General features: G+C 34.7%; 21 protein-coding genes and 3 pseudogenes. 10 read left to right on the top strand and 14 right to left on the bottom strand.

Translation table 11 applies throughout. The features are described 5' to 3' along the window. Positions 1-264 precede the first annotated feature (264 nt). Complete coding sequence (locus AC3WSO_RS00880; RefSeq protein ID WP_323657110.1) at positions 265-534, bottom strand: hypothetical protein; 270 nt, start codon at positions 532-534, stop codon at positions 265-267. Between the two features lie 422 nt (positions 535-956). On the opposite strand from AC3WSO_RS00880, the pseudogene AC3WSO_RS00875 reads away from it, so the two are divergent. Further along, positions 957-1,277: pseudogene (locus tag AC3WSO_RS00875) on the top strand (IS110 family transposase); the annotation flags it as partial. Positions 1,278-1,480: 203 nt separating this feature from the next. On the opposite strand, the pseudogene AC3WSO_RS00870 reads toward AC3WSO_RS00875, so the two are convergent. From AC3WSO_RS00870 to AC3WSO_RS00860, 3 genes and pseudogenes are all read right to left on the bottom strand, one after another. Next, positions 1,481-1,913, bottom strand: a pseudogene (locus AC3WSO_RS00870) (transposase); the annotation flags it as partial. 173 nt (positions 1,914-2,086) lie between these two features. Further along, entirely contained in the window at positions 2,087-3,550 is a 1,464-nt protein-coding gene (locus AC3WSO_RS00865) for a pyridoxal phosphate-dependent decarboxylase family protein (protein WP_492527954.1), read from the bottom strand. Positions 3,551-5,614: 2,064 nt separating this feature from the next. Further along, positions 5,615-6,520, bottom strand: coding sequence for an NAD(P)/FAD-dependent oxidoreductase (locus tag AC3WSO_RS00860; protein WP_492527952.1), 906 nt, complete (start codon positions 6,518-6,520; stop codon positions 5,615-5,617). Between the two features lie 619 nt (positions 6,521-7,139). On the opposite strand from AC3WSO_RS00860, the gene AC3WSO_RS00855 reads away from it, so the two are divergent. After that, the gene (locus AC3WSO_RS00855) at positions 7,140-7,610 is read left to right on the top strand and encodes an aminoacyl-tRNA deacylase (protein WP_492528060.1); all 471 of its coding nucleotides are present in this window, start codon (positions 7,140-7,142) and stop codon (positions 7,608-7,610) included. A 448-nt stretch (positions 7,611-8,058) separates the two neighbouring features. On the opposite strand, the gene AC3WSO_RS00850 is transcribed toward AC3WSO_RS00855, so the two are convergent. Beyond that, positions 8,059-8,859, bottom strand: coding sequence for a hypothetical protein (locus tag AC3WSO_RS00850; protein WP_492527950.1), 801 nt, complete (start codon positions 8,857-8,859; stop codon positions 8,059-8,061). Between the two features lie 538 nt (positions 8,860-9,397). On the opposite strand from AC3WSO_RS00850, the gene AC3WSO_RS00845 reads away from it, so the two are divergent. Together AC3WSO_RS00845 and AC3WSO_RS00840 are read left to right on the top strand one after the other, a co-directional pair. After that, the gene (locus AC3WSO_RS00845) at positions 9,398-9,907 is read left to right on the top strand and encodes a DUF3231 family protein (RefSeq protein WP_492527948.1); all 510 of its coding nucleotides are present in this window, start codon (positions 9,398-9,400) and stop codon (positions 9,905-9,907) included. 1,089 nt (positions 9,908-10,996) lie between these two features. Next, positions 10,997-11,668, top strand: a complete 672-nt coding sequence (locus AC3WSO_RS00840; protein ID WP_492527946.1) for a hypothetical protein — start codon at positions 10,997-10,999, stop codon at positions 11,666-11,668. A 505-nt stretch (positions 11,669-12,173) separates the two neighbouring features. Here the strand turns inward: AC3WSO_RS00840 and AC3WSO_RS00835 are convergent. From AC3WSO_RS00835 to AC3WSO_RS00825, 3 genes are all read right to left on the bottom strand, one after another. Next, positions 12,174-13,124 carry a helix-turn-helix domain-containing protein gene (locus tag AC3WSO_RS00835; RefSeq protein WP_492527944.1) on the bottom strand — a complete coding sequence of 317 codons (951 nt, stop codon included), beginning with the start codon at positions 13,122-13,124 and terminating at the stop codon, positions 12,174-12,176. A gap of 80 nt (positions 13,125-13,204) precedes the next feature. After that, on the bottom strand, positions 13,205-13,618 hold the full coding sequence (locus AC3WSO_RS00830) for a hypothetical protein (protein ID WP_492527942.1): 414 nt from the start codon (positions 13,616-13,618) through the stop codon (positions 13,205-13,207). Between the two features lie 119 nt (positions 13,619-13,737). Beyond that, positions 13,738-13,929, bottom strand: coding sequence for a hypothetical protein (locus AC3WSO_RS00825; protein WP_492527940.1), 192 nt, complete (start codon positions 13,927-13,929; stop codon positions 13,738-13,740). Between the two features lie 308 nt (positions 13,930-14,237). On the opposite strand from AC3WSO_RS00825, the gene AC3WSO_RS00820 reads away from it, so the two are divergent. Beyond that, on the top strand, positions 14,238-14,939 hold the full coding sequence (locus AC3WSO_RS00820) for a hypothetical protein (RefSeq protein WP_492527938.1): 702 nt from the start codon (positions 14,238-14,240) through the stop codon (positions 14,937-14,939). A gap of 207 nt (positions 14,940-15,146) precedes the next feature. Here AC3WSO_RS00820 and AC3WSO_RS00815 read toward each other — a convergent pair whose 3' ends face one another. Next, positions 15,147-16,010: a phosphotransferase family protein gene (locus AC3WSO_RS00815; RefSeq protein ID WP_492527936.1), complete on the bottom strand. Its 864-nt coding sequence runs from the start codon at positions 16,008-16,010 to the stop codon at positions 15,147-15,149. Between the two features lie 249 nt (positions 16,011-16,259). Beyond that, a pseudogene (locus AC3WSO_RS00810) lies at positions 16,260-16,496 on the bottom strand (SAM-dependent methyltransferase); the annotation flags it as partial. A gap of 153 nt (positions 16,497-16,649) precedes the next feature. On the opposite strand from AC3WSO_RS00810, the gene AC3WSO_RS00805 reads away from it, so the two are divergent. Together AC3WSO_RS00805 and AC3WSO_RS00800 are read left to right on the top strand one after the other, a co-directional pair. Next, positions 16,650-17,225, top strand: coding sequence for a sigma-70 family RNA polymerase sigma factor (locus AC3WSO_RS00805; RefSeq protein ID WP_291759577.1), 576 nt, complete (start codon positions 16,650-16,652; stop codon positions 17,223-17,225). After that, positions 17,215-18,264 carry a hypothetical protein gene (locus tag AC3WSO_RS00800; RefSeq protein ID WP_492527934.1) on the top strand — a complete coding sequence of 350 codons (1,050 nt, stop codon included), beginning with the start codon at positions 17,215-17,217 and terminating at the stop codon, positions 18,262-18,264. Before AC3WSO_RS00805 ends, AC3WSO_RS00800 begins: the two co-directional genes overlap by 11 nt. A gap of 424 nt (positions 18,265-18,688) precedes the next feature. On the opposite strand, the gene AC3WSO_RS00795 is transcribed toward AC3WSO_RS00800, so the two are convergent. Further along, positions 18,689-19,252, bottom strand: coding sequence for a DUF5700 domain-containing putative Zn-dependent protease (locus AC3WSO_RS00795; RefSeq protein ID WP_492528058.1), 564 nt, complete (start codon positions 19,250-19,252; stop codon positions 18,689-18,691). 45 nt (positions 19,253-19,297) lie between these two features. Between AC3WSO_RS00795 and AC3WSO_RS00790 the strand changes: the two genes are divergently transcribed. The 3 genes from AC3WSO_RS00790 (at position 19,298) to AC3WSO_RS00780 (ending at position 22,082) form a co-directional block, all read left to right on the top strand. Beyond that, positions 19,298-19,591 carry a hypothetical protein gene (locus tag AC3WSO_RS00790; protein ID WP_492527932.1) on the top strand — a complete coding sequence of 98 codons (294 nt, stop codon included), beginning with the start codon at positions 19,298-19,300 and terminating at the stop codon, positions 19,589-19,591. Between the two features lie 1,070 nt (positions 19,592-20,661). Then, a complete protein-coding gene (locus AC3WSO_RS00785; RefSeq protein ID WP_492527930.1) occupies positions 20,662-21,051 on the top strand; it encodes a spore coat protein in 390 nt (129 codons plus the stop codon). Between the two features lie 263 nt (positions 21,052-21,314). Next, positions 21,315-22,082 (top strand): TerC family protein, encoded by a 768-nt coding sequence (locus AC3WSO_RS00780; protein ID WP_492527928.1) that lies wholly within the window; start codon positions 21,315-21,317, stop codon positions 22,080-22,082. Between the two features lie 189 nt (positions 22,083-22,271). On the opposite strand, the gene AC3WSO_RS00775 is transcribed toward AC3WSO_RS00780, so the two are convergent. The 3 genes from AC3WSO_RS00775 to AC3WSO_RS00765 all read right to left on the bottom strand — a co-directional run bounded on the left by AC3WSO_RS00775 (position 22,272) and on the right by AC3WSO_RS00765 (position 25,761). After that, on the bottom strand, positions 22,272-24,230 hold the full coding sequence (locus tag AC3WSO_RS00775) for a methyl-accepting chemotaxis protein (RefSeq protein ID WP_492527926.1): 1,959 nt from the start codon (positions 24,228-24,230) through the stop codon (positions 22,272-22,274). Between the two features lie 971 nt (positions 24,231-25,201). Continuing rightward, entirely contained in the window at positions 25,202-25,516 is a 315-nt protein-coding gene (locus AC3WSO_RS00770; protein WP_492527924.1) for a hypothetical protein, read from the bottom strand. A 62-nt stretch (positions 25,517-25,578) separates the two neighbouring features. Then, complete coding sequence (locus AC3WSO_RS00765) at positions 25,579-25,761, bottom strand: hypothetical protein (protein WP_492527922.1); 183 nt, start codon at positions 25,759-25,761, stop codon at positions 25,579-25,581. Positions 25,762-26,215 lie beyond the last annotated feature (454 nt).

The following is a 26,215-nucleotide window of genomic DNA, read 5'->3' as shown; positions in this document are numbered from 1 at the left end:
AATGTATTAGGTCAATCGAAATTCATTAATTAAATATACATCTGAAAATGAGTAAATCTAAAATGACCACTCCGTGATGAACTGCACCATCAAGTGTTAGTTAGTGTCTAACAATTAGGCTGCAGTTCAGTAATGAGTGGTTTTACTTATGTAGTCCGGTCAATTCATACAGTACCAATCCATTAATGATTCCCCCAGCTGCTCCACCAAATTATGATATGACTTCACCTATCCAAAGTGCTTTAAACGACTTAGAGAACTTCTTCATATGTGTTGTTTTGCTATACTATACTTCTTATAATAAGCATACAAACCATCATTACGCTTAATTGTATTAGGATGAATCCCCTTACCTTGAGAGTCAAACTGTTTCGAATGCTCACTAATGTTATGATAGGTCACAGGAATCCCTTGTTTAACAAGCATATCAATTGTTTTTGTCCCAATTGAAACAGAACGTTCTCTGCGCTGCTTATGAACCTTTTCAAGCCATTGTCGATTATCTGAATGGGTTATGTTGGACGGTTGGTTCATATCGACGCTCCTTTCTATACTTTTTAATTAAATCAATCTCTTAACTCAATTTTTTTTTGTTTTGCCATTTCTTTCGCTTTGCGAACTTCAACCTCTAAGTCTAACTGTAGGCTGTGATCCCCAGTATTTGTTAGGGAACCCTGCTCCTGATGAGCTAAAGGATTTACTTAAGAAATTAGAGGAAGCTTTTGATAAAAACAACGAAGAACAGATACTTAATCTAACCAAATATATATTTGAACAACAGTTTCCTATTTCATTGAATCTGCCAGAATATTAGATATTTCTGGAAGAACAATAGTAAAGACAGATCAAAATCGAGGAAAAAAGTTGATAGATCAGGCAATAACAATCTATGAACGATTATCTCTTTATAGCCATTGCTTGGCAGCTAAAGTATATGAAGTAGAATACCTTGCACAAAAGGAAAGAAGATTCAAACGTTTTCCACTAAAACTGTATTTCTATTACAGTTACTTGACTGGATCAAGGAGCATGGTTGTACTCACGTAGCAATGGAGAGTACAGGTGTATTTTGGAAACCGATCGTTAACTTACTTGAAGCTGAGAATATTGAATTTTTAGTAGTGAATGCTCAACATAAGAAAGCAGTACCAGGTCGTAAGACCGATGTGAAAGACGCAGAATGGATCGCCAAACTACTTCGACACGGACTACTCAAAGCAAGTTTTATTCCGGACCGAAATCAACGAGAACTACGAGAGTTAGTTCGATACCGTCGTAGAAAAAAACGTCCTAAAACCGTCGTTTGGTAACATCTTAAAAAATTGTTATTCAATTATATAGCCCGTTTGTTGAATAAAAATCCTGCTTTGAATTTTGTTTTAAATGATCAATCTCTTCATAATAATTAGTTCTTTTTTAATTTGAATTGTAAATCAATCAATGTAATAAAGGCTATTCAATTATATATATTTTGTGTTCAGCCAGAATCTTGATAATGTGAAGTAAACTTATCTGGAAGTTGAAATGTTGTAGGATCTAGGATCGAATATGTTTAAAAGTCGTGGAGTATGGATGAAGTATTTCTTGTGTTGAATGAATTCTTTGAGTTAGAAGATTAGCTAGAACTTGTTGAAGAAACTGTACGGCTGAACCATTAAATCGTTGATTAAGCCCTTCGGGGCTCATGAGGACACCTGTAGATGCTTCGAGACGGCTACACAATTGTGTGAGTGGTGTACTCGCGACCTGTTGACTAAGCCATACACATAAAGCAATTAATTCTTGTGCTTGATATTTACTTGTACGTTGAACAAAACCAACTTCTTTAGCTAATTGCTGTAGAGAAGATGGAGATAAGTATTTTTGAAGTTATTGAGCAAAGAGACTCATTTCGCTGAAACAGAAAAACTCATAGAAAACGCAATCCTTCCTGTATATTTCTACAAAAAGAATAGCGTTTTTTTCGTTATGATGATACAAATTAACCTTAGCTTGATGGCGATGTGGTGGGACCCCGGACTATTCTATGTCGTGACATGACTATTGAAACAGCCCATTAATGGTATAATGTCTTCCTTGGCTAATTTCAGCTCAAACCGTTCGGATGTCTCTCCAAATATTTTGCTCTTGCTCTATTCAGCAACTCCATCAATACCATAATATCTTCCTCAGTTGAATCGTAGTTCGTAATGCAAGCTCGCAGTACTGGAGCCTTGTTTATTTCGTATACTGAAATCCATGCCTGCCCTGAACGTAATATCTCTTGACATATAAATGATGCGAAATTCGATTGGATCTTTGATTGTATATTGGAATCAGTAAAGCATACTACAGGCAATACGGTATCATTGACAACCTTCCAGTTAGAGCATGCAAGCTCCCGGCGTAACCGATTGCCCATCTCTGTCTGGTGCTGCACCATGCTGCGATAGCCTTCCCAACCAGCAGTTACAAGCGATAAGTACACTTTCAAACCGATAAACCTTCGCGACCATTGAATCGAATGGGTGAACGGTTCAATAACATCCAGATCAACCCCTTCTTTCGGCATATAATCTGCCGTGATGCTGAATGTTCTATGTAAGATGTCCTTATGCCGTGTAATATAAATTCCCGCCCCCATTGGGACAGACATCCACTTGTGCGCATCGAAGGTAATGGAGTCAGCTCGGTTAATACCATGAAGTAGATCAAGCAGTTCTGGTGCAAACACGGAGGCTCCTCCGTACGCAGCATCCACATGCAGCCACAGTTGCTCACGTTCAGCCAAGTTTGCCATTTCGTTAATGGGATCAATCGCTCCGGCGCCGGTCGTTCCACCCGTCGCAATGATGAGAAAAGGAGTGTATCCAGCAGCACGATCCACTTGAATTTGATGATGAAGCGCATGAACATCTATATGCATTTCAGAATCTGTCGTAATAATACGAAGGGCATCTGTACCCAGTCCGCAGGAACGAGCTGCCTTTACCAGAGAATGGTGGCTCTCAGCAGAGGCGTACATGACGGGTTGCGTGGGGAGCGACCTCAGCCCCTCTTTGGCATAAGATGGAAAACGATGCACTAGTGCGGTCAGTACGGCTGTCAAATTTGCTTCCGCTCCCCCAGTTGTAAATGTCCCATCTGCTGCCTCTGCTGAATAACCGAATTTTGAAGCTATCTCTTTCAATACATAGTTCTCCATTTCGACAGCTACAGGCGCATGGCTCCAGGCTGCAAGCTGCGGATTGAATGCTGCAGTAATCATATCCGCCATTATTCCCATGAAGTTGGGCCGAGGATTATACAGGCCGAAATATCGCGGGTGTGGCGTATGTACTTGGTATTTCCTTAATCCCTCCAGGATATGATAAATCGCCTCGCGTGCGCTGACGGGATGCTCAAAAGATAATCTACGTGCGTATTCTGCAACCGCATCCACGCTGAGTTCAGGTGAGACACGAACCCCGCGTATGTGCGTCATATAGTCATTGATTTGCTCTAAAAGATAGGTTCCAATGTCCATGCGTTCTTCCGTATTAAAATTAAGAATTGAATTATGCTTCATCATGTGGAAAATGCATCTCCCTTCAACTTGTAAAATTCCATTGCTGATTCAGATTATACACTCGCAGAACTCGGGTGTATGCATCTTCGAATAAAACCGCAATATTTCGAAACAAATCTCTCTCCACTTGGCGAAGCTGTCGGGGCACGCCAGCGACGGCAGCCGAAATGAATAATCCACCATAAAATTTGAAACGTGAGCAAGTGTCTATAAGCCGATAGTCCCCTTAGAGAATGAATTATTGGCTTCATTGTATTGAATATTGGCTTAGCGTATATTTTCATTAAAATGTTGGCGGAACCCTGGTAGGACCCCATAACCATCAATCTAAGAATACTAAATACCCCCAAAATAGAAATTTTAGTTTCTTTGCTGAATACAGCTCAGATTTTTTCACTTTGGGGGACATATAAAACGTTAACTTGATATAGATTTAGAATAAAGATTGATCAAAAACACCCTGCAAACACGTATTTACGTTAAATTAAAAGAATCCGTTTTAAAAAAAGATTGATTAAAACGGATTCTTTCTTTTGAAGAGCTATGCAATTTTTATAAAATAGTTTGATTATTTATATCTGTTGTTGTTCCACAATTGCGCCTGAATGTTGTATAGCCCCTGTAACAACATTCGTGCCTTTTTGGTATGTTTCCAAACTTCATTTGGGAACGGTTTATAGGTTTATTTTGTATACTTTATAAATCTTTGTTGCACGAAGTGCCCGTTAGTTAATTGAAGAAGAAAAGTGAAGCTTATTCAACAATCGCGCTAAATTGTTGAATATCTGTGACTTAAAAGTAGAAAAGTGTGACCCCAAAAGTACAACTTAAATGAAGGTTTTGATTATAAAAGTATAGCAAGTAAACAATAAATGAGTATTCAAAACACATGATTTAACTAACTACCTTTAATCCAGCAATAGAAAAAATAACTCCGATGGGTAATATAAGCCCTTAAAATGCAAATACAAAAAAGAAGTTGTTTCTCTTTTTCTCATTTGCATTTTAAAAAATTTACGTGTAACAACTCATTTGAGGAGTGGTAGTTTAAAACTTTCTATAATAACTACGACATACGTGACTTTTAATCTAATACTGTTATATCAAGGTTTATATAGCATCTTAGCCAAATTGGTTAAGATGTTTTTTCATCCTCAAAAAGTCGATGGGTTAAATTATGGTTAAAAATTCTTTGCAATGAAAATAAATAAACACAAACGTCGACTGCTCTAATTGAACAATCGTGCCGCTTAGTTTAAGAAGAACAGCGACAACTATTCAACAGTCTGGCCCTTTTCATGAAAGACGCTTTCCTTATTTCAGAAAAGCGCCCTATAACTGAATAATGGTTAGCTTCTATTAGCTGATTTGTGGAATTCCAAAGGGGTTTCTATTGGCAGTTTAGCTAATTTTTTCTGGTACTATAACGCTGCGTTTAACTCCATGTTATTCTTTGTTATTCTTTTCCACTAAACTCTAAATATTTAAACCCTCGGATACTTCTGGTGCTTCAAAAAATTAAGTAACTTGAATAAACGTCGCTTCCGTGTTAAAAACTGCTCTTTCGGGTTGTTGGTTATGGTTACGCCTTTGTACAATTTGACGTAAGCATTGCTTGTTATTTAAATTAAGGAAAATTAGTTGATGGTTTGCATTGACCTCTGACTCTATATCTAAAACCATTTTCGCTGTTTTTGAGTGTTACCTGGGAAATCCATCTACATCCGTACTAACACTTAATATGTTTTGGACATGCTTTTTCACCATCGGTTTGAGCTACGCTGAAAATCCTCAAATGATGTGATCTGATTGGGATAAAGAGATGAAAGCCATTCATCCTTAGATTTGTTTTAGGAAAGCTGTGCCGTAATTCAATAACTTCAACAAAAAAACTTTCCATCCTTTATAAGCAACAAGAAAAAACGAATTCTAAAAATCCGTTCTTAGTAATTTCTTATACAAAATCTAACACAATGTTTGAAGTGTATTTGACAACACATTGGCGCTTGTGTTTAATTATATTAGCTAAGTTCCTATTTAATTGAAGCAGAAGGTGTTATGACGTAATCAAAAGCGTTCCATTGTTAGATCAGTATTTACTGAAACCGCAGCTTTATTACCTTTAGCAGCTGAAATCATTAAAGAGGATGGTTTAGATCTTTCGGTTTCCCCTGCAATATATATGTTTTTTTGGCTTGTTCTACCAACACCATCTGTTATAACTTTTCCATTTTCATGAATTTCACAGCCTAGCTTCTCAGCAAATTGATTTGGGCGATAATAAGATGGGGCAACAAATCCACCCGATCTTATAATTGTTGCTCCTGTTTCAAACTCTATTTTTTGTAAGTAACCGTCATTACCTATTAAGTCTTTTATCTTTTCCGATATAATTTTGATATTGTGTTTTTGTAACGCCATTTTACCTTCTTTAGATAATTGAACTCCATTCGTTAAGACAACCAAATCTTGCGACCAATTATAAATTAACTTAGTCAAATGCATTACATGCTCTTCTTTTTCTGCAATAACCACTAATGGCTTATCTTTTTGCTCCCAGCCATCACAATACGGACAACTAAATAGACTTTTCCCATAAAACTTCCTTATACTTGGTACAGTAAAAATTTCTTGAATACCGGTGGCGAGAATTATTTTTTCTGAAACAAATTCCTGACTAGTAGATGTTTTGACAGTAAATCGCTCATTACCTATATCTTTAAAAATTTGAGTAACTGTTGCAGTAAAATATGATATGGACGGGTATTTCTCCAACTCTTTTAACGCTATTTCTTTAAATGCTTGTGGTTTTATCCCATCACGAGTAATAAATCCATGGGATGCTTGTGTCACTCTATTCCTATTCGTACTATCGTCAAATAATGCTATGTTTCTCCTAGCCCTTCCTAAAGTTAAGCTAGCACTTAACCCAGAAGGACCTCCACCTATAATGATACAATCCAGGACATTCATTTTTTTACCTCCGTATTGATTTGGTTTTATTTTTGAATTGTTATTTGCATAAGAGAATTACATTATTTCCTACATCATGGATTTCCATTCTTTACACACTAATATTGGTTTTCTTGTTTTTATAACGAAGAATTTTCGTTTATTCTACTATCCCGCCCCATTAGCTTAAGTACATTTGTTCACAAAATCTTTGGTATACAGTCTATTTCGTTTATACATGAATATGGCCCTTAGATTAAGAAAGACGCATTCCTTACTAAGAAATGCGCCCTTTAACGGAATAACACATGAGCTTCTATTAGCTAGTTTTTTAATAAGAGGTGCTACTACTTGGTAGAAGATGACTGGCAGCCATAAGAGTATCCAAGACATAGAAAACCACTCTTTTCTAGGATAGGCCTACTCATTGAACTGGCGTCAACGGTAAGGAAAGGATGCCCATTTTCATATGCCTTTTTTGCGCCTCAGTTTTTATACAGTACCAGGATCAATTAAAAAAACTCAGTCTCAAAATTAATTGAGTATCTGAGCTTTGTTACAATATACTTTTAGTATACCGTTTAAACATTGATTTACTTTATTGTGCTAATATTTACATAAATAAAAATATTAGGAGGCGATCTTTATAAATTCGCATGAAACTAAAGTAAAGGAATTTTTAAGCTCTAATAATGTAAAAGCTGAACACTTCGTATTTAATCAATCTTGCCACTCAGTAAAAGAAGCCGCTGAAGCAGTTAATGGCTCAGAAGACGATTTTGTAAAAAATATTTGCATGATTGACTCAAATAATGAATTAATAGTAGCTATTGTAAAAGGAAATAATAGAGCTAGTACAACTCGTGTTGCAAAATCATTAAATATAGAAAAGCCAAGACTTGCTAATGGAAATGAAATTATTGAACGTACTGGTTTCCCACCAGGTGGAGTTCCTTCTTTTGGTTTTCAAGCAAACTTTTTAGTTGATCCTAAAGTGACAAATATGGATTACATATATACTGGTGGTGGTTCCGAAAACTCATTAGTTAAAATAAATGTTCAAGACTTATTAAAAATCAATCAAGGTACTATTGTTAAAGTAAGTAAATAGTAACTCTTAACAACCGTATAAAATGACGGCTGTTTTTGTATTTTAAGCTGCACATTTTGTTTCAAGTGTTAAGTATTTAGTATTAAATAAAGATAGACTCATTAAAAATACTAAAAATAAGAACACAATGATTGTTCCAACCAACATTGATAACCTTCCCTACCATTGGTTTTACTCCTTCACCAAAGAAATAAAAAACTACTTGTAAATGTATCTTTTATGCCCAATGCAGATATAAAGACGTAAAACACGATTGAGCACATTAGAAATGCGAATATAGAGAATAAGACAAATGCTAGTTTTGAAGCTTTCAATATAGTTTCTCCTTAATTAATCGAATAGTATATTCAAATTAGTACATAATTCCTTTTCGTTTTTGCATTGTCGTTTACTTTTACACAAAAAAAGGAAACCGCCCTGATTTTTTGTTTCGATTAAGAACTTCAAATCACTGAGTATTTAATAAGATAGTCACTGAAACACCATTAGAAAAAGCCCCACCTGTTGTAGTAAGTTGAACAGATAGAAGTGTACATCTATTAATTGTTAAATTTGCAGATGTTGTTGCGCAACAATTCGGAGTTGTAGACGAATTTGGTCCTGTAACTGTAGCTATAATTCCAGTTGCTATCGGAGCAGTAAATCCACAGTTTGAACTTGTAAATATTTGGGCAGAAGCTGTTTGTCCAGCACTTAGACCATGGTCACGTATATTCAAAGTAATACTTTTTATCGTAGCATTCTCTGGTATAACTATTGAACTTCTTACAAAAGAAGCTGATGAAGTGCCTGATCCAAGAAAGTCATTGTTTCCTACTGATTGATCTGTAGAAAGAAAAACCTCCATTAACCCCGAACCACTTGATCCGGTTGCTCCTGTTGTTCCAGTTGCCCCTTGTTGTCCAGTTGCTCCTGTTGTTCCGGTTACTCCTTGTAGACCAGTTGCCCCCGTTGTTCCGGTTACTCCTCGTAGACCAGTCGCTCCTGTTGCTCCAATTGCCCCTTGTAGACCAGTTACTCCTGTTGTTCCAGTTGCTCCTGTTGTTCCGGTTACTCCATGTAGACCAATTGGACCAGTCGCTCCTGTTGCCCCAATTTTCCCCTCTATAATTTGTAAACCAGGTGAATCTATCTCTTCTGCTAGCCCTTGGTGATTTGTCGAACCAGTTACTCCAGTTATTTCTTGATAGCCTATCTCTCCAGTGACATCCGTTTCTCTGTTTAACCTTCTTTGAAAACTAAATCTCATTAGATCATCTCCTCCCTTTTTTTTCATAATATTGTTATTAAAAATAATGAAATAGACATAGCACTAGTGATTTCATTGAAAAATTACATCTACAAATTCTACCTTTTGATATAACTAATAAGTATTTGTTTGCTGAACATTTTCTTTTATTGTTCATTAGTTTGCTGTAGCGTGTGACGACACTGAGGCTTTTTATTTTTAATTTCTGAGTCCATTGACTATACAAAACAACAAGTAGTGTTAAGCAAATACTCTTAGCTATCCCGCCAATACATAATTTAACCTTCATACACATTTTATTCGATTGACGACGTTGCAACTTTTTAAATGTATAGATAATATCAATTAGCACACTCTAATATCGAGTGTATCGCACGCACTTGCTGTGGCGTTGGTTGACCGTCACAGCCTCCCTCATTTATAACTTAGGGTCACTTCCAACTCAGTGACCCTTTTTTATTTCTAAAAAACGAATTATATTTATTTTTTCACCCATACTAACCTTGCTTTAGCTAAAATAAGAAAAGGAAGTGAAAGTATGGGTATTCTTGGTGGAAATCCAAAAGACGAGCCATTACATTACGGTGAAGTGTTTAGTGTTTGGTCAAATTTAATTGCAGATTATGGTATGATTTCTGGCTATCAAACTTTTTATAATCACGCTGGTGACGAAGATCTAAAAAAAATAATTGAAGATATCGTAGAACTTTGCAGGGAAGAAGTAAAACAATTAGAGAAAATCCTTAAAACAAATGGTATTGGTTTACCTCCTGCTTCACCTGAAAGACCGGTAGCAAGAATGGAAGATATCCCTGCAGGTGCAAAGTTTAATGATCCAGAAATTAGCGCTGCACTTAGTGCCGACCTAGCGGCTGGATTAGTTGCATGCAGTCAAGCAATGGGCATTTCTATTCGTGAAGATATCGCATTAATGTATGGACAATTCCATACAGCTAAAGCTCAAATCGGTGCTAAACTACTACGTCTTAATAAAAATAAAGGCTGGTTAGTTCCACCACCATTACATGTAGATTACCCTGAAAAATAATACTTTTATTAAACCTGACAAACCGTTTCCCCAGTATAAACTGGGGTTTTTCACATTATTTGAAAAAAATGTACAATTTAATTTTAATATGGTCATAATAAATATTGTCATGAGATTTTCTCACATACTACCTTAAAACTGTAATGACCTCGCCGTTATGGTTTTTTTATTTTTAATCTTTTTCAATGTAATCATCTTATTCTTCTTGTAACTCTTCTGGACTCCTTAAACCAAATTTAGCTGTCACAGACGGTACACTATTGCTGCTACTGCTTTCCCTGTGATAACTAATGGATACAATAATTTCTTTATTAATGTGTATTACAAGAAGGTGATTCATATACAATTTCTGCAACAGAGTTAACATTTAATGGTGTTACTGGTACAATCACAGCTGGAACTCCATTAGTTGTGGAAGCTGTAGAATTAGTTACACAAACTTAATGATTAATTGTTTTCTTCTATTTTTGTTATTAGGGTCACTTCTTTGACGAGTGACACTACCTTTATTAGTTCCTGTTTTCTACATATCCAATAGCTATTGGTTGTTTTTAGCTTCATCGTAGCAATCTACCTGATACCCAAAAGAATCCATAATTTGATCTTCTTCACCTAACCGCTGCTACACCCCATATTCCCCCTTATTCCCCTTTGAATTTCTTAATGTTTAAAACTTAATTGCCTTATCTCATTTCCCTAAACAACATATATTATGGAGGTAATTAAGTTAAGATTTTATGAGGTGAGTTTATGCATAGATGTAAAACCATTAAATTCGTTCAGAGGTGCAATTCAGAACAAATCACTTTAATTTTATGCATCCACAAATGCATGTACCATTTATTAAGCCCTTCTGCATTTTCAAAGTTAAAATAAAGACTATGGAACATATCTGATGCTGCAACAGGGTATTTCGAATTTTCAGATTGTGTAGAGCTGCTCCCTCGTTAAGTTAGTAATAATACGCAAAAGATCAGGCAGTCCTTCATATAAAAGTATAAAAATACAGTTCATTAGCTAAAATACACCTGTAGGCTTGTTTAGGGTATCTTGAATATTTACAGAATTAAATAAAAGAGGTGTTATTTATTGAACAGTGAAGCGGTAATTATCTGTATCAGCGGACGTGGTGGAGTCAGTTCTCCCTCTGGTATTACTAGTTTACGTGATCGTATAAGAGATAAACTAATTCCTTTAGAAGTAAAGGTTAACAATATTTTCCGAAGAAGTTGGAACCACAATGAAGATGATAACCCCTTTGGTATGCCATGGATCGAAGACCTAAATAGCGAGATTAATCAAAGAACAACTAGTCCAAGTTATTTAGCTATAATCGGCCACAGTTATGGAGGGTGGGCGGCTTGTCTTTTATCTAGAGCAACAAACCGGGTCCCCGACTTTATCGGGCTCATAGATCCAGTTTTTGGGCCTAGAAATAGTATGGAATCAGTAGATCCACCTAGAGGTAATTTAATCAAAAACTGGTATCAAAATAACAGTATTATAAATGGAGAACCATGCACAGGAATAGGGAGAATACCTTGTAGTTCACCTAGTGCTGGTCTATCTTGTGGATATACTGATGTCCCAGGTGCCGATAATATAAAAGAGGAATTCCAGAAGGACTGGGACTCTAATAGGAGGAGAGTATCTTGTATAGATGGAAGAAAACATATCCTTACCTCACATGTAGATATAGATGATAATGCTTGGATTCATCGACAAATTTGTGATCAGTTGTATAATGATTTAAATAGGTAAAAACTTTTTAAAAAATAGATATAATTAACTGAATGCATAATTAAATTTTGGGGTAGTACAAGCGTTCTTACAATTATCTTAACTAGTCACAAACAAACTATTTATAGTATACAAAGTGGGTTCCTGTCAGGGAAATGTGGATTTACAACGTTAGGAAAGTTAATGGGAAAAAGCCGAATTCCAAGCCGTTTCTCTCGAATTGTATTGTATCCCCGTATGATGCATGATTTCTTTTTAACTTTTTAGGGAAACGTTTAACTTGCTGCATATCCTATGAATTTGAAAGATTTAACATGTTTATTCCCCCCTTTTTGACTACAAAAAACCCCTTCATTCACACGAAAAAGACTGCATGTTTTTGGCAATTTTTTCATGTTAATGAAGGGGTGTTCCCATTCAAAATTTAATTGCGAAATATATGTGCTTTGTCGGTATTATAACAAGATCTGATTGTTCAATAAAATTTTCAAAATTACTTAACTGTCGTTAAAGTGCTGGCAATTTTTTAGTCTTGTTTTTTATTAAAGAAATCTTGGATGATTTTTTGCCCCATCATACTCTCAGTCTTATTCTGCTTATTAGCTAATTCTGATAGTTGTTCATGATAAACCTTAGGAAGAACAACTACAACACGTTTATCAAAGCTAATCACCTGTAACGTATTGTCTAAATGCTTAATTTCACCGTTATGTGTATAATCATTTAATTCTAAGAGTCTTTGAATATGCTCTGATTCTGCAGATACCTTCCAGTCGTTCATTTTTAGTCGCCCATTGATACTTTCATCAGTTAATAATAACTGTGCATTTTCAATACCAAATACATTATAAATAGCATCTACATATAGATAAGCGTTTTTTTCATTCTTTGGTATCGAAAAATTAACATACATTGTGGATCGAACAGTTGGCTTATGTATGTCGTATAATGGTTTAGAATTGTTTAGATTCTCAAATGGTAAAAATCCAGTCTCTGTGTAGAATCCCCAACTTTTTCCTTCAATCATAACGCGGTATTTTCTTCCGTTTCCATCAACAAATGGTTGTAATAGCGCGATATTCAATTTACTATTATAGAAATTTTTTTTAGTTCTGAAATGTACAAAAGTATTTTCTAAAATAAGTTGGTCCAGTGTTTCTTTTATTTCAGGTGAAATGAGATAAGTTTGTCGCAATCCATGTGTGCCTTTAGGAATTTCAATATCATTTTCTGCAATTATTCTTTTTAAAAGCTCTGGACTAACTTTCTTTTCCTCAGCATAGGAATTTAAACTCATTTGGTTACTTGTATCAGTCATTTTAGCTTTTAAATCGGAAACACTTTCAGCTGTAAAAAGACGTTGGCCATTAATTGCAAATTTAAAATTAGGTTGTTCAATTTCTTCAAGAAGTCCTTTTTGAATGTATTTGTATACGGTAGACTCAGCGACGCTTAAGGTCTCAGCGACTTCCTTCATAGTTAGACCCTCTTCTAATTCCTTCTCTTTATTGTGCATCACATTCATTCCTTTCAAAATTAAACAACTATAAACCTTACTTAGGTTTTATAGTTAAAAAAATTACTAACTAAGCTTTCTATATCTTCTTCTAAATAGTACACTTGGGAAGGCTTTGTTCGATTATGAAAATATTGTTTTAGAAAAGCATCGTTGATAGTATTAGAGCTCCAATGAACATAATCTTTATTGCCATTATTCCATACTGTCATTGAAATACATGTAGTGTTAGTGGCCGCTTCTACTACCATCCAATTTTCATATACACTTCGAACGCAAATTTTTAGATTATCTGTTTTAACCCTAGCTCCTTGCAATAATGGTATCACATGATTGTTTAATAATGTATCCTCATATTTGGGGCAAACCTTTGTAATATGTTCTTTAATAATGTTTAAAGATGGCTGGGTATATAGTTCTTCACTAAATAGATCAATTTGCTCTATTATTTGCATGTTTACAACTCCTAATTGTTTCTTTATTTTCAATTTTCGATTTATTTAAAATAAACGGGCATGATTAAAACCTCATTCCCCCGCAAATTCTATTTTTTAAATTCGGTTACTGTAAATGTTTAATATGTTAAATCATCATCGATACCAACTCTTCTTGCTGCTCTTTCCACTGCATTTATTCTTCCCCAGGCACGTAATTTAATTGTGGTTACATCTCCTGAAGGTGAAGTAGCAATGACTGTGAATTTTCTATATCGCATAATAACTAAACCAGTAATAGAGAGTAATAGTGCAATTATTTTTAATATCATCTATCTTCACTCTCCTTTTCCAATGAGTAATATCTTCACATTGTGTAGTTATATTTAATTGCAACGTCTACGTCCAGTCTAAAAATTTCTGTACATTTCCTTCATTAAGTCCCATAAGCATTTCCTCCAATATAATTAAGCCCTGTACACATTGATTCTAGTAGATATTGGTAATATAATACTAAAAATCATTACAGTGCGTCGAAATGGTAATTTATAGATATTTTATTAAAAAATGTTAAATATATAGACTTTTTGAAATATTGTGGTAATCTGGAAATGTATTATCATATAAAGGAGGAAATGGAATGATGAAAAACAAGAAAATATTTGCTGTAATTTTTACTTTAACAATGTTTTTTCTAGTGAATGTCAGTACTTCTAGTGCAAGTGAAGTGGTTTTAAACGAAACAGAGATTGAAAAATTAAGAAAAAATTACACATCATTGGGTATTGATGAAGTAACAGGAGAAAAATTAATTCAAAAAGTATTAAATGGGGAATTATTAGATTCACAAAATCCTGACAAAATTAAAGAGAAAGAACTTAATTTTCTTCCGAATAGTGAAACAAATATCATAGAATTTGACGATGGTTCGAGAATTTCTTTGCAAATGGTGGAAGAAGAGGCAACTTCGATTTCATCTTTTGGGTATACTGAGGTACCTACAAGTAGAAGTTGTACAGGTGGTTCTGGATATAACTATTGTACTGTTACAGTAAAATATAATGATATGGTATGGGATATTTCTTATAAAACAACAGTGACTCGTATACAGGGTGGGCAAACGTTAATAACAGCTCCTGAAGACTTATATGTTGATATGGTATTATATAGTTGGGAGACTTTGGAAAGTAAGGTTACTAATGAATGGTCAACAAATTCTACACCAGCAAGAGCCGTTTGGAAATTCAAGGCAACTCAAAGAACTGGTCTATACACAATAACTAGAGATCTTGCGGTCTATGCAGATAATTCTAGTGTATATGCTAGACTTGAATGGCAATAATATTTTGAAAATATTAGAAATTTACTTGCCCTATTCCCATGCGGAGTAGGGCTTATTTTAGTATTTTAAACATGGCCTATTTCCTTCTAACCCCGTTCAATATAGGACGGGGTTAAAAATATAGTTGTATATTTTTTTATTTAAGAAACTTCACGTTAATCGTTTAAAAATCTAAGTTTTATTCAACAATCGCGCCCGATTGTTGAATTAGTTGATAAAATCAAAAATATCAGTTTCTATTGTCCATTCCAAACGTCTTATCCACTCCTGTTGCACTTCTAATGGCGCATTTTTAATCTTATGTAGGATTTTCCATACTTTATAAACACAATAACCCTTTAATGTTTCAGAAGATAAAAAAATAGGGTTATTGGTTTTATATTGTTCAATAAAAACGCTGTTTAATGAATCCGCTTGTTTGTGATAGTGAAGTTTGGTAAACCAGCATACCCAACCTACATCATTTAAAGGGTTCGCCCATTCAGACCACTCCCAATCTAAAACAGTAAGGACGTTATCTTCGGTGTATAATACATTGTGCATTCCATAATCACCATGCGTTAAAACCCAATCCATTTTAGAATCATTGATTTTTTGTAATATCACTTTAGATTTTCTTTTTAGTTCTTCAGGAACAAAATCTAAACTCATTTTTATAGCGTGTAAGTCACATTCTTTTATTCCATTTGAGCTAAAATTATATTTTTTGGAATGTATGTTTTTAGCAAGAGATTTACCTAAACTTTTATATAACTCTTTTATTTTTTCAACACCGTTATCATCAAAAATTGCTTGTCCATTTTTCCCTTCTCGGTATTCCATTACTGTTATTTGATTATCATTGTTTTCCAAAAGTTCATAAAATTTTGGTGCTATTCCTGTTTCTTGAATTAATTTCAAACAATTTATTTCATTATAAATATCCTGGCTAAAAGTATTAGCCACTTTAACAACTAATAAAGGATGTGTCCCATCTAATAAATAAGTTGTATTTGTATAACCTCCAGTTAAACGAATGGGAGAAAAATTACCATATTTATTTTTTAATTGCCTTTTTATTAGTTCTGTCAAAATAACACTTCCAATCCTTCATTTAGTATTTCAATATTGCAACGATAAAAAAACCTCTTTAAAATAAACAAGAAAAACCCTTTCGGTTCTTAAATTAAGAGGCAATTTCATAAAGAAAGATTCATTTATCATTAAAGAAAAGCGCCCTATTGTGGAAGATCGTTATTCGACAAAAGCCCCTATTAGTTCAAGAATCAATATTAGGAAATTTATTTACTTCACACAAGAAAAAGCCAGTAAAATCGGAATTCATTGTCTTCTAATAAATTCTTCTTCACTACTAAAATGTTCACGCTTTGGTGTACCTTCACGTAAATCTAGAACTGAAAAACCAGCTTGTTTAAGTGCTATAAAATAATGTTCGATTGTACGATGATACTTCACCACTATTTGGTCAATCCAAGGCTCTTTTCTTTCCCCCTCACAGAAATAGTCATCGACGATCCAATTACCACGTTTATCTCCTGATTGCTTACTAGCAAATGAACCACGGCTGGCATACGGGTCGTTGTACTCCTGATTGTCTTCCTGATCGATGGCCGCCGACACTCAGCCGTTTGCAAAAAAAAACAAAGAACCGAACCTTTTTTTGATAGAGAGACAATATAGTGTGTAAGCTTACTTAGGAGGACCCTCTGAATGCAAAATGAATATATGTACCAATTACTCCAAAAAATGAAAGAAGGTGATCAACAGGCGTTTCGTACGATGTATGATGCCACCTATCAGGACGTCTACCGGACAGTCTCCTTTCTGGTGGATCATCAGCAGGATCGGGAAGATGTCATGAATGAGATATATATGCAAATGTGGACCTCACTTGCTAACTATGATACGAACAGACCTTTCCACTTCTGGCTAAACGGCTTGGTAATCCGTCAAGTGCAGAGATTTCGGGTCAAAAGCTGGCGGAGATTCCGAATTTTTGAACGCATCCGTGCCTTTTCTCGGGAAGAGCCTCATTGGGATCAACCTTCTGTGTTGATGGATGGGACGAAGCAAATGATAACACAGGCAATCCAAAAACTGACCGATAAACAACGATCGGTGATTGTCCTTCGCTTTTTTCACGACTATAAACTTGAGGAAATAGCGACATTGCTCGAAATTCCGCTGGGTACGGTCAAGTCCAGGTATCATGCTGGCCTTCAGGTGCTTCGAAAAAACTTAAGTAATCTCCCCCCAGAAAGGATGGAAGAAATCAATGCCAATTGAACGCAAAATCCGTGAATATCTGCACAAAGAGGCAGAAACTATGGAGTGCCCTCCGGCCATTTCCAAACGAATAGAACAATCCTATTCTCAATATTTCCAACGAAAAAGGAGCGAAATAAACATGAAAAAACGATTAATTAGTGGATTAGTTGCTACTGCGATTTTGATTCCAACCGCAGCATTTGCGGCCCCTAACCTGATTGAAATGCTTACTAGAACACCAATGACTGTTGAACAAGTCAAGGTGGATGAGGTTGGCAAAGCAACACTAGAGAAGCTGTATAACGCATTTCCCGAAACAAAATCGTTTGAGATTATCAATGCAAGTAAGGTTCAAGGTGTCCAAACAAGCTTCATACTGCAGGAAAAAGGAGGAATTGGCAAGAAGATTTCCCTTCATACAAACGGTATTACAGGTGCGATTGAACACGTGAATCAGGAGAATTGGGAGCCAAAGGAGAAACCACTCACTGCCTTAACCGATCAGGAAATCAAGTCGAAGGTAGATTATCTAATTGATAAAATGTTTGGCAACATCGAAGAGTACGAGTTTGCTATGGAGCAAATGGAGAACCCGGATCAAAAAACGTTTATGTTGAATTACACCAAAAAGGGATCAAAAACACCTTTCTACCAGGTATTTGTTCAAGACAATACAATCAGTGTTTCTCTAATCGGAGGTGAGACTACACTTTCAAACATTAAAGTAGAAGGTTTTTTCTCTACAAATGGTAAGCCTGATTATACTGCTGATTCCTTTCTAAACGATGAAAAACTGTTTTCTTTACTAAAAATTAGCCCAACAGAATTAAAACAAGAATTAGCAAAAGGTAAATCTGTTGTCGAGATTGCAGCATCTAAAAATGTCTCTAAACAACAAGTGATTGATGTGATTGCAAAAACACAGGCTGAAGGACAAATTCAAGGTGAAAATAATGATGATGTTCCTAAAAGCAATCGTTCAAGTGAACAAATGTTAAAAGTTGTTGAACCGAAAGTATTACAAGTTATTGAACATAAAACTGAAACACCATGGTAGAAATAACAAATCCTAGGAGGATGAGGTTGCAAAATATCGCTTGAGTACATCTAATTCAATGGTTGCTTCTTAAATATGGATTTGAATGGTGGCATGAGGAGCTTTTAATCAAACTTTATTACAAACCTGCACTTAAACAAATGGGCCTATAGTACAACTAGGGTTTAAAAAATAATCAAACTTTTTTATAAAGAATTTAATCTGCTACATTAAATAAGAGCATGTTTTGATCAATCTTTTTTCAAAACATGCTCTTTAGATCTATTCTCATATCAAGGTTGATATCCATTAATTTAATCAAACTTTATTACAAACCTACAATTGTATTTTATTCAATTAAATGGCCCTTAAATGAAAATGAGCGCCTAATCTTTTACAAGAATTGCGCCCGATTGTTGAATAACTTAACTATAAATTAAACGTTTTAACTAAGTTCTAAAAGTACATTCTCTATTTCTTTATGAAAGGTAGATTCTTTCCCAAGTGTAACGGCCCTTGTCTCTTGATACTTTTCAATCAAGATTTGAATCACATTGTATCCAATAAAATAGCCTAAACGTTCGAAACCAAAGTAGGAACCTCCATTAATAGAAAACCATTCATGGAAAATCTCAGGTTGTGTTCGTTTGTTTATATCTTCCAAAAAAGTAGAGATAATCTCTTTTTTGTTGTTCTCTGCAAATCTTAACCATTCTTCTCCAGTATCATCGTATAAAAAATAGACCGATTTATCAGCATCAGCAACTTGTTCTGAAAAAAACGTTGCAAATCCTTCCTGAAACAATGTTGTAAAGGGATGAACCCACTGAACTTTAGACCAATCCATCCCCTCCTGATCTGATAAAATATTATGAAGAGCATGACCAAATTCATGAGCAATAATTACTTTTAAATGCTTATCATTTGAAGAAAGCTTTTCTAAACAAAAAGTCACTTCGGGAATAATTTGACGATGTGTAAATGCATTTGACCCATATGCTCCAACAATAATATGTACATCTTACGAGATGGAAAGGTAAATGAAAAAGCGCATGTGCCTACTGGATTAGAAGTTATGCCCAAAAGTTACTTTATCGCTAGAGTGGAAGAATTTAAGTATGACACGCCTGAATTACTAAAAAAGGGACAAAAAATCACCAAAATATACCCAGGCGACACTTTTGCTAAGGGATATAATTTTAGTTTCACTAAAGCCCTACAAAAAAACATTCCGATTGTGATGGTTATCGGTTGGGATAAGGACAAGGAAAATATGATTTATTTAGCGTTTAACGCAGTAACAGGAGAGCTAGAGGAAGAATTTGAAAAAGAACAATATAAAAATTAAAAGGGGTTGTATTCATAAAGTCCATCCCTTGGGAAACAAAATATCGGTAAACAGTTAAGGCTTTCCTATACACTTTAGGTTTACATAACAATAGAAGTAGGCAGTAACGACAACGGATAAACCCTTGTCGTTACTGCCTTTTTGATTGAATCACTAGTTATTGTGTATGCAAGATTTTATACATCGTTGAGTTGACAGCGTTTTAAGATAGTCTTACTACCTGGAACGTGTATAAAATATTGCATAGACTTTTGTTTGTTCAACCAATTCCATTTAATAAATCTCAGAGGCACAGTTAATCAGGACATTGGTTTGCTAGGCAAAAAAACCATCTGAAAACCCAGGTGGTTTTTTCTCTTTCTGTCTGATTCAAGGCTAATTTTCCTTCGAGCCCTTATTTGACACTATAAGGAATATAACATATAGAATTACTGCAAGCCCTGCGATAGGCAAGTGGAAGTACCAAACTCCTCCGAATAGCAACAATCTTGTTATTGGGTAGCTTATTATTAAAGATGCTATTCCTCCCAGTATATAATTAAGCGATTTTGATAATTGAAAAATCTTACAAAGAATTTTATAAAACATAAAGCCACCAATAGCGCTGATAAAAATTGCTAAAACAAACAGATAGAAAATAGTTATATACATGGCTAAAATCCCCCTCTTTTAGATTTTTATTATAGTGTTAATATGTAATGTAATATTAAGTAGTATGGGAATTATCCTATTTCATTCTAAATATGAGGTATGGAGTCTGATATTCGTCATTAGCCTTTATCGCTTGTTCAGCACATAATCGAGTAACTTTATCTATTCTTTTAAAATCGTTTGTATGATTATAAAAAGTCTAGCCGACCTGTTGATATGACTGTTCTTCTCCTATGACAATCATATCTGTCAAATCAAATGCTGTAACCACAACCATTTATCCATCCGCCTTTTAGCAGTCATGCTAGAACAACTACTATAAATTGTTATATTAATTATTCTTCACTCCACCTTCCTTTTTGTCCAAAAAACTGTATTCGATATGAATAACTTAATAATGAAGAGGAGGTGAAAATAAAATGGCATCATTTGAAATTGGCTCGAGAAGTCTTTTCAATTTCCGAAACGAGCGTTTTTTCCTATTAGTTGAAGATGAAATTACAATTCCAGAAAAAGGTGTAGAGATTGATCCAGTTAATATCTATGAGATTGACCAGCAAACTTTCAATTTTATTAGAGATGAAGGAGATACACCTGTGGTTCGACCAGTTATTAATCTTCCACCTGTACCACCTGGATTTGAACTAGAAAGAAAATGTATTTTTACAGTTGATAATGCATACTACGTAATTTATGATTTAGAAAATGGAACTGATACTAATGTTTTATTAAGGATCGGTGCAGCTTTATTTAACTCTTTGAGAAATTCTGGTGTCCGTGAATGTATTCCTCAAGATTTCATTAATTAGATGGGTATTGTTATATATCACCTCAATAATTATCGGCGTTACTTTCATGGATAGAGAGTATTAAATTGTATTGACACTTCCGATTTAAGGGTCGCCGCTCCCAGCCTGGTGACCCTTTTATAGTTACTTTCCTCATATTGTGCAGAAACATATACTATAGCTTTTTTCAATATTCTCCAAGTATACTTAGTTGCTAATTAGGAAATTCTATAATTATCGAGACTATACCTGTCATTATATTTAAAAGATTGGGGATTTTTTTAATGGAGTCAATATGGTTAGAGTATGCCTGGGCATTGCTAATTCTAATAGGTTTAGAAGGATTATTATCGGCGGACAACGCTCTAGTACTGGCAGTTATTGCCAAGCATTTACCTGAAGAACAAAAAAAAAGAGCTATAAATTACGGAATCATTTTGGCTGTAGTTTTCAGAATTGCTGCGCTTTTTGCGATTTCCTTTATTGCGAATGTCTGGCAGATTCAAGCGATAGGAGCAATCTATCTTCTTTATCTAGGAATAAAACATGTCATTAAGGCACTGTTTGAGAAAGACAATAAGAATATACATAAGGACGATGAAAAGGAAGTCGCTGGTAAAGGTTTTGGTCCAACTGTTGCAAAGATTGCATTAGCTGACCTTGCTTTTGCAATCGATTCAATACTAGCTGCAGTTGCTCTAGCTCTCGGTCTTCCCGATTCTCCCTTAGCTAATTTTGGAGGTATGGATGGAGGGCAATTTATTGTTGTTGTTCTTGGAGGGATTGCTGGACTAGTCCTAATCAAATTCGCAGCAACTTGGTTTGTTCAACTACTTGAAAAACGTCCAGCATTGGAAACAACAGCATATGCAATAGTTGCATGGGTTGGTGTCAAACTAGCTATAATAACTCTCGCCCATGAGGATATAGGTATTTTAAATCAACACTTCCCTCACGGTACTGCCTGGACTATGATTTTCTATGGAGTTTTAGTAGGTATTGCCCTAATCGGATGGTTTGCACCTAGGAATAAGTCAAAATCAAATGGGTAAAAGTTATAAATTAAATATCTGTATATTTAATGTCAAAGCATCAAAAAATTGAGCTCAGAAATTAATAATCTTTCCTTTTCATTTAAAGTACCCTATAAGATAGACACTTAAAAAGTTTCTTTTATAGGGTACTTTTATTTATATTCGAATAATAAGAAGATGTAAAAAAGTATGTTATATCTGATTCTGTTAATATTTAAATTGACTAATGAGCTGTTTTAACTCATCCGCCATATGTGCTAGAGCTTGTGCTGAAGCATTAATTTCTTCCATCGAAGCTAATTGTTCCTCTGTAGATGCCGCTACATCCTCTGAAGCAGCTGAATTTCCTTTTGCAGAGAAAGCTAAACCCTCTGTTATAGCTGCTACCTCTTGTACACCTGCTGACATTTGTTCAGAGGCAGAAGAAACCTCTTCCATTTTAGGAGTAATTTTATCCATGCTTGTTTTAATCACTTGGAATTTAGTGATGGCTTCATCTGAGACTTGTAGTCCATTTTGAACATCCTCTGTAACTTTCGCCATGATGTTTACAGATTGTTCTGTTTCTAACTGAATGCCATGGATTAGCTCGAAAATTTGCTTTGCAGATTCCTGCGATTGCTCCGCCAGCTTTCTTACTTCATCAGCAACAACTGCAAAGCCTTTTCCGTGCTCTCCTGCTCTTGCTGCCTCGATTGCTGCATTGAGAGCAAGTAAGTTCGTTTGATCTGCAATGCTTGTAATTACATCTAAAATGGATGTAATTTGCTTAGAGCGTTCATGTAGTGATTGAATTTTCGCATTTGAATCGGACACCGATACATTTATAGAGTGCATTTGATCTTTTGTATCCTTGACTGCCTTTCCACCTTCATCTGCCTGCAGCGTAGCATCCTGTGAAAGATCCGTCACCGTAGAAGAGATTTCTGCAATATGAAGAATGGCCTTAGAAAGTTCCTGTAGCGATTCTGCATTCTTGTTGGCACTCGTCGTTTGCGTGTCTGCGCTCGTAGCAACATCTTGTATCGAAATGGCCACCTTTTCTGTAGCAATGCTTGTTTGATTAGCATTGGCTGTTAGCTCTTCTGCCGACGAGGCTACCTCTTCAGCATTTTGTTCAATTTTTTGAATAAGAGTTCTTAAACTGTCTTGCATATCGTTAAAGGCTTGCCCTAGCTGTCCAATCTCATCATGAGATTTTACCGTCACTTTTTCAGTTAAATCACCCTTACTTATGGTTACTGCACTATCTTTGAGCGCTTTAATCGGTTTTATAATTGCCTTCATGACAAAGAAGAATACAATCCCACTGATTACAATTGCAGCGATTAGTACGAGAAACGTCTTATTTAAAATAGATGATGCTGATTGGTCAATTTCCTTCGCGAAAATTGTTCCAGTAATTTTCCAGTTAGTCGATTCATTCGTTGTAAAGAACATAATTCGGTCATCACCGTCAAATACATAATCATACGTGCCAGATTTGCTGTCGTACATTTTGTCGATGAAGCTTTCTTTTATTTCACTACCCTGTTCTATAGTCGGGTGTGAAATGACCTTTTTATCTTCATCAAAAATAGAAGGATATCCATTTTTTCCAATACTGATAGAGCTAGCGATTTTTTGGAGATTTGTCAATTTTATATCGATTGCTATTACCCCAGATTGATCTTTTACCTGACGAGCAATTGTTACGATCAAATCTCCAGTTCCTGCACCTATATAAGGCTTCGTTATTAGGACTTCTCCCTTCAATGCTGTAGCCTCTTTATACCAGTCTCGTTCTAAAGGATTGTAATCGGCGCTATTTGTTTTTGGTTCTAGAAAAAATGCTCCCTCATTTGTTCCAATATAAACGCTCTGAACATCCGGATGCAGCTTTATATATTGTTGAAATATTGTTTTTATTGCAGCTCCCTGCTGTTCATACATAGAAGAATCAATTTCGCTAAAAACAGTGATGTCATTTATTTTTTCATTAATGGTCTGATCGATTAGTGTATTTAAAATTCCTACACTTTCATTTGCACTAAAAAGTATTTCGTTTTTTATTGAATCTTTTGCTGAAAGATACGATAAACTCCCTACGGAAATAACCGGAATTAGTAAGATTAGAGCAAATAATGTGTACAGCTTCCCCTTTAAGGTTCCAAATAATTTTTTCAAAAACAGCTCTCCTTTTGTCTTCATTTAGTTTTTAAAATGTGTTTTTTTTCAGTTTCTTTTTAGACTAAAAAGAATGCCGTTCCCAGTTCACTACCTTCCCTTCTTTTCTCGTTTAATTTTTCCCCTATTCTTTTATCGGACAAAATGCTTAAATTCAAACTCGATTTTTCATTTTTTTGATTTCCGTAATATAAAAACTTCTATTTTTGCATTTCTTTACCATAACACTAAAATAGAGCCACTAACTAACAGAAGGTGCATTCGTCCACTCGGATCAAGGCTTACTATACCCATTCTTAACTCCAATAGCTGGTACTGGGAATGGGACTAAATCAATCTATGTCAATCGAGGAACAGTTGGGATAACCCACCACAATAATCGTTTTTGGGTCATTTTAAAGATGAAACAAATATTAAATCAAATGAAACATTAGAAGATGTAATAAAATAAATATGAAGCCCTACCTATTAAAAAAACTGGATGTAATATAACATTTTTTCAATATCCAATAGAACACATAAAAAAGTCTCAAAAACGAAAGTTTTTGAGACTTGAAAACACTATATTACGGATAAGTTATTGTAAAATCAATTGTTACGTAATCATTTGTAGCATCTATACCAGTAAGAGGTGACTGTATCACCCGAATTAGCACTCATTATGAGCCAGTATATTATCTGGACCAGCATTTCCAGTATCATGATCTTTTACATCCCCATAAAAAGCAAAAGTACCATTAGGTGCATAGAATTCTAAATTTGTTTACAGATATAGTTGCATCAGTAATATAATCATCTCCGATGGTATTGACTATAGAGTAACTTCATTGGCCATCATGTCGTAATAGACAATGTATTGGTGCTTCTGACTAGCAGTAGTTTTATTCCTTCAGCATAATAAATTCTTTCTAAATAAGTACGATATTCTTCCTAAAAAGTAGCAATATTCATTGTATAGAACATCTAAGCACTTAGTTTAGCACTCGGAACGATTTAAACAAATTATTTTCAAATGTTATTTCAACTGGTTTACCTATTAATTGAGAAACAAAATTTACTTTGGCCTCTTTTAAAATAATACAAATTTCTAAAGCATTTAATTCTAAAGCTTTCATACGACTAAAATTCTTTCCCCATTTACAATTATCATTGATATTTACTATTTTGAATGTTGTAATATCGCTACCATTTATATCAAACAATAATTGCAATCCATAGAGAAAGGGTCTCTCAGCATTTAATCCAAACTCAGCACTCTTAATTCTACCTATAAACTTCTTTTCCAATCCCATATCCCCCTATCAATAATTTTAGTTAAATTCGCCTAATGCTTAATATGTTATAAATGTCAATTAAACTTTCTTTCTTCACATATAAATAAACAATTTGTATGCTCTTGAACGGCATACTCTAGAATCTTATTTGTATCCTCATGGGTATAGCCCTCATTAACCAACTCATTTATAGATGCTAAAGCCATCCAAATCCCTTTACTTGTCGGTAATTTTTTGAAAAATTCATCACGTGTCATTTTTTAACTTTCCTTTCGATTAAAATTAGTTGTATTCTAAAAGATTTTTTGTTGTAGAAATGAGCATTTGCGTTTTTATATTGAAATGATAAAAACAGCGTTTGGTACAATAGTTCTTTAAGTCTCATATCCCTCTTACTTATATAAGTAAATTTTTGAAAGCAGCTATGAAAAGGTCTTTCGCACCTAAAGCTACTAATGAGATATAAGTTAGGCAAGAACATAAAAGCAATATGTAAGTGCCTAAAAGCAATAAAGGATATATAGTTTTTTTAGACATACAATTCGTCTCCTTAAAAAAATAGATACAACAAGTATCTTTGGTCTTTGAATTTATATTTGTATTTAATCTAGATGACTTATCAATCCCGATACATTTGAAGATATAAAGTATATCGGGATGTATGTAGTTTTACATAGTTCTCTTTTAGAGTTCGATCAGGGATATAAAAAT

The organism is Lysinibacillus sp. EB106-09-02-XG168, from assembly GCF_058791475.1.
The sequence above is the reverse complement of the archived record's forward strand: the minus strand, read 5'-3'. Positions and strand labels throughout refer to the sequence as shown.